This is a genomic window from Paenibacillus sp. J31P13 (genome assembly GCF_056269295.1).
On record NZ_JBWDNR010000010.1, the window covers coordinates 164,759 to 177,124 of the forward strand.

The 12,366-nt window shown below is 42.9% G+C and carries 9 protein-coding genes; all 9 read right to left on the reverse strand.

Translation table 11 applies throughout. The features are described 5' to 3' along the window. Positions 1–42: 42 nt before the first annotated feature. The 9 genes from AC0YOD_RS24870 to AC0YOD_RS24910 all read right to left on the reverse strand — a co-directional run bounded on the left by AC0YOD_RS24870 (position 43) and on the right by AC0YOD_RS24910 (position 11,319). The gene (locus AC0YOD_RS24870; RefSeq protein ID WP_475802025.1) at positions 43–2,295 is read right to left on the reverse strand and encodes a helix-turn-helix domain-containing protein; all 2,253 of its coding nucleotides are present in this window, start codon (positions 2,293–2,295) and stop codon (positions 43–45) included. A gap of 85 nt (positions 2,296–2,380) precedes the next feature. Continuing rightward, positions 2,381–3,259: a carbohydrate ABC transporter permease gene (locus AC0YOD_RS24875; RefSeq protein ID WP_475802026.1), complete on the reverse strand. Its 879-nt coding sequence runs from the start codon at positions 3,257–3,259 to the stop codon at positions 2,381–2,383. Further along, positions 3,253–4,218, reverse strand: a complete 966-nt coding sequence (locus tag AC0YOD_RS24880; protein ID WP_475802027.1) for an ABC transporter permease — start codon at positions 4,216–4,218, stop codon at positions 3,253–3,255. The genes AC0YOD_RS24875 and AC0YOD_RS24880 overlap by 7 nt, the downstream gene beginning before the upstream one ends. Before the next feature lie 82 nt (positions 4,219–4,300). Then, positions 4,301–5,920: an extracellular solute-binding protein gene (locus AC0YOD_RS24885; protein WP_475802028.1), complete on the reverse strand. Its 1,620-nt coding sequence runs from the start codon at positions 5,918–5,920 to the stop codon at positions 4,301–4,303. 502 nt (positions 5,921–6,422) lie between these two features. Further along, complete coding sequence (locus tag AC0YOD_RS24890; protein WP_475802029.1) at positions 6,423–7,592, reverse strand: M20 metallopeptidase family protein; 1,170 nt, start codon at positions 7,590–7,592, stop codon at positions 6,423–6,425. Next, positions 7,589–8,503 (reverse strand): L-serine ammonia-lyase, iron-sulfur-dependent, subunit alpha, encoded by a 915-nt coding sequence (sdaAA, locus tag AC0YOD_RS24895; RefSeq protein WP_475802030.1) that lies wholly within the window; start codon positions 8,501–8,503, stop codon positions 7,589–7,591. The genes AC0YOD_RS24890 and sdaAA overlap by 4 nt, the downstream gene beginning before the upstream one ends. After that, the gene (gene sdaAB, locus AC0YOD_RS24900) at positions 8,500–9,189 is read right to left on the reverse strand and encodes an L-serine ammonia-lyase, iron-sulfur-dependent subunit beta (RefSeq protein ID WP_475802031.1); all 690 of its coding nucleotides are present in this window, start codon (positions 9,187–9,189) and stop codon (positions 8,500–8,502) included. The genes sdaAA and sdaAB overlap by 4 nt, the downstream gene beginning before the upstream one ends. Positions 9,190–9,222: 33 nt before the next feature. After that, positions 9,223–10,302 (reverse strand): dihydrodipicolinate synthase family protein, encoded by a 1,080-nt coding sequence (locus AC0YOD_RS24905; RefSeq protein ID WP_475802032.1) that lies wholly within the window; start codon positions 10,300–10,302, stop codon positions 9,223–9,225. Further along, a complete protein-coding gene (locus AC0YOD_RS24910; protein WP_475802033.1) occupies positions 10,303–11,319 on the reverse strand; it encodes an NAD-dependent epimerase/dehydratase family protein in 1,017 nt (338 codons plus the stop codon). Positions 11,320–12,366 lie beyond the last annotated feature (1,047 nt).

Sequence of the window (12,366 nt, forward strand, 5' to 3'; positions counted from 1 at the left end):
CTGACGATATCCTTCTAATCGTCAGGCTCTCTTCTTTCCTGTTTATTCACTTGTTTGCTTGCGATATTCACTCGGAGAAATACCGTAATATTTCTTAAAGGTAGTCGTAAACGTCGATGAATTCATATAGCCCGTTTTCCCTCCGATATCGGCAACGCTTAAATCTGTATCTCTTAGTAGTATTTTGGCATGGGACAGCCTGACCTTGTTCAAATATTCAACGTAATTAACGCCAAATACTTTTTTGAAGTAATTCGAGAAATATTTCGGACTCGTATCCAGCACTTCTGCCATATGGTCGAGATAAAGATTTTTCATATAATGCAATTCAATGTACTGTGATATGAATACTGGATTCATTTTACTCTTCGGTTCATGCTCACGTTTGCTAACCACATGCAGGATAGCCTCAATAACTAAATCCCTAATGTCTCTATAGGAATAGGAAGCATCCACTTTTCGTGTAAAATCCATTTCGAATTGATGCAGGGTCCTTCTCTCTGCTGCAGACACATCAATATGTGTTAAGGCATGGAATACGATCGTTTTCGCAATATGTCCAAACTGATAGTGATGAATATTACGATCTACATTCTCATCCAGAATTTCATGTACAATGCGTATCCCTTCATCACTATTTCCGCTTAATAAACAGTTCGTCAGCTTTTCTATTTTGTCAAAAGGCAAATAAATATCAGATACGAAGCTGATCGATTCTGTGTCCACAACGTTCCTCGTAGATTGAACAGGCCGATAGACTCTTCCATTATTAATCTCCTGATAGGCCAAGCGGCAATTGCTAATCTTAGAAACGTACTTTTTGCTGACACATCCCCAAAGTGAAAATGTTTTTAACTCTTCTTTTGCCGCATTTATTAGAAATAACTCCAAGGAATCAATAATTTCCTTCCGATCAATGGATCCATCGATTCCGATCAGCGCAAGGAATTGCAGTTGTCCCGCATGAAAGACTGCAGCCTGATCAATTCCTTGCTTTAGCAGACCAGTGCTAATTAGCTCTGTTATCTCTTCAATGCGCAGCGAAGAGGTTTGCTCGTTATCCTCCAGTTTCTTCAAATGAACAGCGGCCATCATAAATTGGCGACTCTGAAAGAAATAAGGATAATATTTCTGTATTTGAATTTCAAACTCCCGCGAATGTGAATGCTCATCCAGCGTCTGCAGGAATACCCCTCTTTGAATTTCCGTATCCACAAATTCAATTTGATTTTTTAATGATTCATTTTCCGCTTGGACTTTTTTGATTCCGCTGTATATTTTTCGGAAATCATTCCCTTTAATGCTTCCTCCGCCTAACAGCTTCAGTATGTCTTTGACCGGTCGATACAAATATATGCTTAGCAGGACAGACAAAATGACCGCACATATAATGGCACTAAACATGATCATCCGACTAGCATTTGTGACAGAGTCAATATTTTGAAATTGGTAAGGGACTTTATCAATATAAATAAAGCCGTTATAGTCAGATTTATAAAAGTTGTATTCAAAATCCCCTCTTTTGAGAGAAGCCTCACGAGAATTGCTGAAATAAACATCGTTAAGTACACCCATTAAATCCAGATCCGTATCTGTGCTAAGAAGAACATTTCGATTCTCATCCAATAGAATCATAGAGGAGCCCGGTATCATTGCCTTTCTATTAACGTGCTTTAGCAATTTATCTACATCTATTAGGACAATTACGTTCTTATCGGACAGTCGAACCTTGCTTCCGCCTACGATCGCTATTAACTTCCTCTTTGTAATCGAACCTTCGGAGGAGACGTAAAAATCCCCCGACGGGAATACGGAGAAGGAGCGCTTCGTTTTCACATAGGTTCTCCAGTATTCGGCGTTATAGGTTTCGTGCTTATACTTTTTTGTAAAAAGGAGCCCAAAATCACTTGTTCCATTGGACGTAATGGATAAGTTACTGCCCTCGTAAAATACAATGGCATCCTCGATAAAATCAACAGGAGAGACGAGTGAGGCGAGGTTATCCTGCATCTGATAGACCTCAGCCATATCGATAGCCCCGTCCTCTGAGAATTTCAAATCGCTCTGTGGCAGAACATGAATATTGAATATCAAATCATTAACCGTTCTAAAGCTCATATCAAATGACTGAATGATATTTTTCATAACCAGCTGATTGTTTTCGGTGACCTTGTCGTAAATGCCAGAAATGGAGTTTTTATAGACAACATAGTTGGATACAATCATGATAATGATGACTAACAGCAGTGCAAAGAAAATTTGAAGCAAGCCTCTGTTTGCAATCCATCTATTCATTGGTGTCACCTCTCATGGTATACCAATTATAGTCACTGTAAGCCTTATCTTTCAATGCGCTGGCAGAAATAAAATCAAATAGGCCTTACCCTTTTTCAGAGCCCAGCATAACGCCTTTTGCAAAATATTTTTGCGCAAAAGGATAGATCATCAGAACTGGAATCATAGACAAGACGATCGTTGCATTTTTCATCGCTTGAGGTGCCAGTGCTGAATTGTCAACAAGACTCACATTGTTACCCCCATCGCTAAATATCAGCATATCCCTAAGCACGACTTGAAGCGGATACATGGATGCTTCATTCAAATAAATCATCGGAATAAAGAAGCTGTTCCAATGCCCCATAAAATAGAAGAGCCCTATTGAAGCAAGTGCTGGTTTAGATAATGGAATAACGATATTGAATAGAATTCTATATTCCGATGCACCATCTACTACAGCCGCTTCGCGCAATGAGCTCGACATGCTCTCATAGAAGCTTTTTAGGATAAGCAATTCAAACGTCCAAATCGCATTAGGCAGCACAAGCGCCCACACGGAATCAATCAATCCTAGCTTTTGAACGATCAGATAGTTTGGAATAATGCCTGGATTCAAAAACATCGTAACAATAATAGCCAGCATCCAAAATTTACGTCCAACTAAGCTTTTGCGTGCCAATGGGTATGCTGCAATTGCTGTCATCAACAAATTGATGGAAGTGCCAAGCGCCGTATAATATAGAGTGTTTAAATAGGCTCTTGGTATCCGATTATCTGTAAGAACATGCTTGTATGCATCCAGATTAAAGCCTCTCGGAAATAGAAATACTTTCCCTTGTACGACAAACGATGTGTCACTAAGCGAAATGGCAAGGATATAAAGAACAGGATATACCGTAGCGATAGCTAGACAGCTCAATATAATCGTATTGATAATTTGGAAGAGGGAGATATTCCGTAAGCTAAAGTCCTTTTTTACCATAAGCCGCCGCCTCCCAGTCTTTTGCTTGTATAGTTGGCTGATAGCAGAAGAATCATCGCAACAACAGCTTCAAACAACCCAACTGATGCGGCGTAGCTGTAATTGCTCTCCAGCAATCCTTTTCGATACACATACGTAGAAAATACATCAGCAACCTCGTAAGTAAGCGGATTGTAGAGAAGCAAAACCTTCTCGAATCCGATTCGCAGGACAGAGCCGGTCTTAAGGATAAACATAATAATAATCGTCGGCAAAACACTTGGAATAGTGATATACCACATCATATGAATCCGCTTAGCACCGTCAACCTTAGCCGCTTCATAAAGGGACGGACTGATTCCTGCAATGGCTGCCATATAAATAATCGCCTCATAGCCAATATTTGACCAAATATCAGAAGCCACATAAATGGTACGGAACCACTCAGGGGCAACTAGAAAATATATTTTCTCAAAACCTAGTGCAGCCAGAAGTTGATTGAATAATCCTTGATTAGGAGATAGAAAATCGATAATCATACTGCTTATGATGACGACCGACAGGAAAGCTGGAAGATAGCTAAGCGTCTGAACCGTCTTCTTGAACCAGCGTACTCTCACTTCATTCAGTAATACGGCTAAAATAATAGGAAAAGGAAAACCAAAAACCAAGTTGTATACACCCAGCAATAGTGTGTTTTTAAATAGCAGCCAAAAATCCGAGCTCGTAAAAAATTTTTCAAAATGCTTGAAGCCTACCCATGGACTATCAAGAATGCCCGTAAATACGCTGTAATCCTTAAATGCAATAATCATGCCGTAAAGCGGACCATATCGAAATAATCCGTAAAATAAAAGACAAGGAATCAGCAGAATCAGCAATTGTCTGTCTCGTTTTATATGTCGCAACACAGAGACAACTCTTGTTTTGAAAGATTTACTAGTCGTCTGTTGGATAATCTCAGTGCCAGCATTCTCCACGATAATTCCTCCTAAAAGATTAGCAGTACCCGGAATCAGCTGACTCCGGGCCCGCATACCGCTTATCTCATATCAAAACTGATTAATGCGCCTCATCATATCTTTTTTGTGCTGCATTATAAATTTCAATTAGTTTCACTGCGCCCATTTTTTCCGCTGTTTTCTTCCAAGCTTCCCACTCTTTATCTCCATAAGACTTATCAAAGATATATTTAGCATTGAATTCATTTGCTGATTTCAACAGGGAAGTATGAATTTCCGAGATTTGAGCATTTTCTTCATCTGAGAAATTCAGGATTGGGTCCGGCGCCTCAAAGGTATTGGCTTCCAAACGTTTCGTTTGCGCTTCTTGTTCCTTCTCAGTGAAATTATAATAAACGCTGCGTTTGTCAGCATTGACATACAAGCCTTGCAGCCATAAACCGTAACGGTCCTCCAGCACTTTGATATCAACGAGCGGCACGTCTGTCAGCTCTGGATAAACGGCTTTACCGTCACCGTCGATTGTAAACGTCTCGCCTTCAATACCCATTGTTACGAGCGTAGCGCCTGAAGGGCTGGATAAGTAATCCAGAAGCTTAAGTGAAGCTTCTTTATTTTCATTGTTTGTAACTGCGATACTAAAGCTGTTATCTACTTTAGGAAGAGTTACGCCATTTCCTGTCGGTCCTACCGGATTACCATAACGCAGATTGTAATCTGGGTTTTGGTCTTTAACCTGGTTGTGGAATAGATCCAATCGACCGATCCAGTCAAAGGTAACGAAGGATTTGTCTGTTGTCATTTTTGCAGTCCAGGATTCACTTGTATCCGTTAAGAACTCTGGATCAAGGAGTCCTTCATTGTAAAGCTTTTTCATGAAATCCAACATATCTTTATGCTTCGTTGAAGTTGTTGCAAAGTCCCAAACCTTAGCATTCTCATCATAGAAAGCAGGGTAGCTTGCACCGCCAATGCCCCAGCCGTATGACCAATCTCTAAAGATAAACTCTTTTGTTTTTGAAGCTACCGGATAAGTTGTTGGGTACGCTTCTTTTAATTTGACCAGTGCTTGATAGAACTCATCTTGATTAGTCCATTCTTTGATGCCTAGCTTATCAAAAATATCTTTTCTGAATAAAAATCCATGGTTTACATCACGGTTAATATTAGCCAAAGGCCATGTATAAAGATTGCCGCTTGCGTCACCAAAAGATTTTATAACCCAGTCATTTTCTTCCATAAATAATCTTTTGAAGTTTGGCAGCATATCCGCATATTCATTAATAGCGACTACAGCCTTTTGCTGTCCAATTTTCTTTAATTCAGGAGGTGTTAGTCCGTGGAATATATCTGGCAGCTTGCCAGATGCCACGGTTACTTTAAGTTTGTCCATATAAGTAGCAGTTGTGTATGCTTTGAAATCAATTTTAATGCCGGTACGCTTTTCAATCTCTTTTGTAAACATTTTGTCATTCAGGTTCGTACTATCACTAACAACCATCCATGTAATCGTTGTTGGTTTGTCTACTAGCGGAAGCGTTAGCCCGCCAGTGTCCCCATATTGATGATTGTCTGCGGGGATGTCAGTCGACTTTGTTGTTTCTTTAGGTGCGTTGGTTGGGCTTTCCGATGTCTTACCTCCATTGTTGCCGCTGCATGCAGCTAGAATTGCAATGAACATGGATAAAACCAGAACTACACTTACTAATTTTCTCGACATCTTTCTTCCTCCCTTTTGTTTTCAAGCTACCGAATAGGGGGCCAGCAGCATTCGATTTGTTCGATTGATGCAAGGCCTCATTCATTCCCTCGACCAAGAGATTTACTCGCTCCCCTCGGTCACCCTTATCATAAAAGCGTTTTCATAGACACGTAAATCGCCTGATTTTCCGAAGCTTATATTTTCTTCTGCCATTAGAGGTAAACAGTCCAAAAACCCCGTCATATCAAGGCTTTTTGCCATATGGAAAATGCTAAAGTGATAGAAATATATAATAAATCGAAGGAATTTCAGCAGGAATCGGGAGGTGAAATTCCATCCCTATGTCTACAATTTTTCAGAAGTGCTATTTGAATATAATTTTACGATCTGTTTCTGGAGACTCATAAATAGCGCATGATATTATTAGCATGCCTGCGCCATCCTCCACCGAGCTTAAAGCCCCAAATTTAACAATGATCCGCGGCCTGAGCGCTCGACATCAGCATACGAGTTTCCAATTCTACCTATCTCTATTTAAACGTTGAAGTGCAATTTCGGCAAGCAAAGAAGCGCCCAATGGAATACATTCCTCATTTAGCTTATATTGAGGATGGTGCAAGCCATAGGCTTCCTCTGCGTGCTCGGCAGGACCCGAGCCCAGCCAAAAGAAGCACCCTGGAATTTGACGAACATAAACAGAAAAGTCCTCACCAGCGAGTGTTGGTGCAGCTACTACTCTGTTGTTTGAACCGATCGTTAAATCGATTACGTGCTCCACATGCTGAACGCATGGGTCATGATTGACCAGTACTGGTGTTTGATGAATATAGTTCATTTTTACTTGGCAACGATAGCTCGCAGCAACTTCTTCGACAACCCTTTTAATACGGACCCGTATTATTTCCTGAACTCTTGGATCAAATGTCCTGACTGTACCTGTTAGCTCCGCACGCTGAGGGACAACATTATTGGCATCTCCGGCATGGATGCTTCCTATCGTAATGACCACAGGATCGAATGGTGAAATCTCTCTGCTGACAATGGTTTGCAGAGCCATGACCATTGCGGACGCGCAAACGACAGGGTCTACGCTTTGCTCCGGAATGGCTCCATGCCCGCCTCTTCCTTCAATCATAATTTCTATACGGTCAACCGAACCCATCAACGAACCATACCTTGTCGCCGTCATTCCTGCCGCTAAGGTTGGCAGATTATGCAGACCATAAATTTCATCAACACCTTCAAGTGCGCCGTCTTGAATCATCGCTTTCGCACCTGCATTTATTTCTTCTGCAGCTTGGAACAGAAATCGTATCGTCCCTCCAAGCTTATGGGCTTGAAGTAATCGAGCTGCTCCAAGCAGAATAGCCGTATGCGCATCATGCCCGCATGCATGCATCATGCCTGGCCTTGTTGATGAAAAATCCAATTCCGTTTCTTCTTGAATCGGCAATGCATCCATATCTGCGCGCAATGCGATAACCGGCCCTTCTGGATCACCTCGAAGATCAGCGACTACGCCATGCCCGCCTACCCCTGTTCTGCAAATAAACCCCCAAGCTGTCAGCTGCGCCGCTACTTTAGCGGCAGTCTCTGACTCTTGAAGGCTAAGCTCCGGATAGAGATGCAGATCACGACGGAATGCAATTAATTCCTCTGCTATATGTTGACCGGATTCTATTATATTCATGTTTGCGATGACTCCCCTTTCTCCTTGCGCTTGCTCCCTTTCCCATAGAGCTCTCCCATTATTCGTCGACCTGTCGGAGTCTGTGCAAGTCCGCCTTGAGCGGTTTCCCTATGCTTAGACGGCATTGCTGAGCCAACTTCAAGCATGACACCAATCACTTCATCTGACGGTATGACACTTCTAACACCAGCGAGCGCCATGTCCGCCGCAGCAAGTGCTGTAACAGCACCAAATCCGTTACGTACAATGCAAGGAATTTCTACTAGTCCGCCAACCGGGTCGCATATTAAGCCTAATGAGTTTTTAAGCGCAAGTCCTACTGCATGAACAGCCTGCTCCGGCGTGCCTCCCCTTAATTCCGTCAGAGCGCCGGCAGCCATGCCGATTGCCGAGCCCACTTCTGCTTGACAGCCTCCTTCCGCTCCTGAAATAAAGGAATTATTCGCAATAATATAGCCAATTGCACCAGCACTGAACAAACCCATGACAAGATGTTCGTCTTCCCAGTGAAATCTCTCCTGAGAGCTGACAAAAACACCTGGAATGATCCCGCAGGAGCCAGCAGTAGGCGTGGCGACAATACGTCCCATTGAAGCATTTACTTCTGAAACAGAAAGGGCGTACGCAAGCGCTCGACTGGCTTCATTGCCCGCGGAGGTCTCATGGTTTTCCATATAATTTTGCATACGAACAGCATCTCCGCCCGTTAATCCGCTGCGTGAAGCGACTGGCTCATCTATTCCCCTTCGAACAGCTTCTTTCATGATATTGTAATAGTCCGCCATTTGTTGGAACGTTTGCTCTTCGCTAATGCCAGTTTCCTTCGCTTGTTCGGACAGCATCAACTGCCCCATCGTCACCCCATCCGCATTGCAGCATTCTACCAGCTGTTGCAACGTTGTGAATCTCATTCCGACACCTCTTCTTCATCCGTAAGATTGGCCTGACATATGCGATGAATATCGTGCAAACTGTTAATGCGTTCAATTAAATCTTGCGAAACGATCTCATCCGATTCAACGACAGTTAAGGCATCTCCGCTTCTGCCCTTACGATCTACATCCATGCAGCCGATATTGACACCGCCGCTGCTTAAAATGGCCGTCAGATCGGCAACAAAGCCTGGTCGATCATCATGAAACACAAGCAAGGTCGGATAGTTCATGGTAAACTTCACATCGAAATCATTAATGGCAGAAATTTCAATGTTTCCCCCTCCGATAGAAGCTCCAATAATGCAATCTGCTTCCCGCCCTTTGCTTGAGAGCTTCAGCATGACGGTGTTCGGGTGTGCGGAAGGCTTTGAGCCTCTCTGGATCGAAAGGCTCATTCCTGATGATTCGGCAAAGGTCAGCGCATCTCTGATTCGGATATCGTCCGTTCCGTAGTCAAGCAGACCAGCCACAATCGCGAGATCGGTGCCGTGTCCGCTATATGTTTCTGCGAAGGAGCCGTAAAAAACGATATCAACATGCTCCGGCTGCTCGCCGAAAATCCGGCGCGCAGCTCGGCCTATACGTGCCGCTCCTGCCGTATGAGAACTGGATGGACCAATCATGCTAGGTCCAATAATGGAGAATACATCTTTAAAACGCATATCGATCCCTCCATTCATCCGTTTCTCTGGGTTCTATTCGTCCTTCAGCCAATCTTGCAAATGCTTGCTCACAAAATCATCATCATGAAGATGCGGATAATCCCGATAGATGCGATCTATTTCTTCTGATTGACCAGGTGACAACGATTCATGCGGATTTAAACACCAAGTGCCCTTCATCAGACCTTGTCTGCGAAGCACCTCATGTATGCCTGGAATACAACCGGCAAACCCATGTGCCGGATCAAAAAAGGCCGCATTAGCATCCGTAACTTCAATATTGCGAGTCAGCCATTTTTGGGAAATATCTTCGTTGTTACGACAGCGTTTAATTTCATCGAGCAGCTCCACTGCTTTTTGCGTCCAAACCGCCCAGTGTCCAAGCAATCCGCCAACCATCCGCTTCTCTACCACTGATCCGTTTACCGCAAATCGGTAAGTCGTTAACAAATCGTTTACGATGTTATCATCATTGCCGGTATAGAGGGCAATTTCATCACGTCTGCTGGAATAGCATACGGCACGAACAACGTCGATTGTCTGATAGCGGTTAAACGGTGCCATCTTAATCGCAACCACATTAGGAATTTCAGCGAATTCACGCCAAAAATCAAAGCTGAATACTTTTCCTCCTACAGATGGCTGTAAATAGAACCCAATAACCGGAATCTTCTCTGCAATTTTCACAGTACGCTCCAATATTTCTTTTTCCGTCCAATCGGAGAGCCCCCCCATGCTGAGCAGACCAGCGTCATAACCGTGACTCAGAGCAATTTCTACTTCAGCCAAAGCCTGTTCGGTTGGACCGCAAATGCCTGCTACTTTAATAAACGGACGATCTAGATTCGCTTTCTCGATTTCCTCTGCTGCCATACGCAGCAGCGGCTCATAGAGATCAATTCCTTTATCGCGAATTTCGAATTGTGTGGAGTGTACGCCAATTGCGATACCGCCAGCCCCGGAAGCAGCATAATATCTCGTTAACGCTCGTTGTTGGCGCTCATCAAGCTGACGATCCTCATCTAGTGCTAATGGATGTGCTGGAATAACTAGACCTTCATGAAGCGCCTTTGCAAGCTCAGCGGAGAGCAGGGGTTTACGTGTCTCACTCAATTAAAACTTCCCCTTTCTCTCTTGAAAATGTGTTGGTTTATTCCAGGTAGGTCCATCTGCTTGCACCCATTCCACCATCCAATCGATCATTTGAAGCAGTGAAACACTTGGATAACCGAACAATTGATGAGATTTAGAAGCATTATTGAGAAGTGCCGTTTCCGACTCTGTACCCGTGAAAATAGCTTCTTTGCCCATTCTCTTTGCTAGTTCATTTGCAGCGAAGCGTATGGACATTGTCTCTGGTCCTGTCACATTCACAATGGACGGCGGATTGGAGGTTTGCGTTAAGCAGCGCAAAGCCATTTCATTGGCATCCCCTTGCCAAATAATATTCGCATGCCCCATAGATAGGTTTATCGGACGCTCTTCAGAGATCGATTTCGCAAGCTCAAGAAGAATGCCATACCGCATATCGATCGCGTAGTTAAGACGATATATAGTCATGGGTGTACCATTTTGATGAGAGAAATATTCAAATACTCGCTCACGGCCAAGGCAAGATTGCGCATACTCACCAAGCGGCTCAGGTGCTACATCTTCATTAACACCGCCGCTGCCAACCGGAGAGAAAGGATATACATTTCCAGATGAGAACACGACAATACGTGAATTTTTGTATTTCTCAGCCACTCTGCCTGGCAGATAGGCGTTCATTGCCCACGTAAAATGTTCCCTGCCCGTTGTACCGAATTTATTTCCTGCCATGTAGATCACATTACGTGCATCCGGCAATTGATTAAGCGCTTCATCATCCAGCAAATCACAGGATATCGTTTCTACTCCAGCTTCCTCAAGCTCACGTCTTGCTTCTTCATTGGAAAAACGAGATACGCCAATGACACGTTTGTTTAAGCCGCCCTCGCGGATGGCATTGATAGCAAGTCTAGCAAGACTCGGTCCCATTTTACCGCCGATCCCAAGCACCAAGATATCTCCGTCAACCTTACTTAGATCCTCGATCAGCTTCTTCGACGGCTCCGCCAACTTCGCTTCTAATTCCGCAACTGTTTTCATTCTGATTATCCCCTCCCGGTTACTATTTCATATCCATCATAACTAGAACGGCTATATAAAGACAAATCTTTAAATCGTCTTTATATAGGTGGAAATAGAGGCCACGCGATGAGACCTCTGTTAATTTCTTTTCAGGTATACGGTTGGGGGTTAAAGCTGCATTTTTAGTTGCTATGCATCTATTTCCGTGAAGACAGCTAAATTCACGATACAGTCTTATACGTTTTAGTTTCATGTTTTGAAACTAACTCACTAATAGCGTGACCTCTCCTATGTTTCGAGCATACTGTTGTGTGTTTTAGTTTCATGTTTTGAAACTCCCCACTAACAAATGCCCTGTACCCTATTCTGAACACACTGTTGTGTGTTTTAGTTTCTTCTTTTTAAACTACATCACTTAAAATTGTAATCTCTTCTCGGTTCCGAACACACTGTTGTGTGTTTTAGTTTCATGTTTTGAAACTAACTCACTATATGCGCGAACTTAATCATGCCTAGTTTCAGAAACTGAAACTAACAAAGAACTATCTATCTTCATGGGCTCAATAAGCCGATTTAGTTTCAAATTTTGAATATAAATGAGCAAATTGTCATTAAGAAGAATGGTTAGTTTCAAATTTCAATACTAATTAACCACTATAACGTTTGAAACCGTCCGATTACGTAGTAAGAGTTAGGGATAGGGATAGGGTTAGGGTTAGTTAAGGTCAGTTAGAGTTAGTTAAGGTCAGTTAGGGTTAGTTAAGGTCAGTTAGAGTTAGTTAAGGTCAGTTAGAGTTAGTTAAGGTCAGTTAGAGTTAGCTAAAGTCAGTTAGAGTTAGTTAAGGTCAGTTAGAGTCAGTTAGAGTCAGTTAGAGTCAGTTAGAGTCAGTTAGAGTCAGTTAGAGTCAGTTAGAGTCAGTTAGAGTCAGTTAGAGTCAGTTAAGGTCAGTTAGAGTCAGTTAGAGTCAGTTAGAGTCAGTTAGAGTCAGTTAGAGTCAGTTAGAGTCAGTTAGAGTCAGTTAGAGTCAGTTAGAGTCAGTTAGAGTCAGTTAGAGTCAGTTAGAG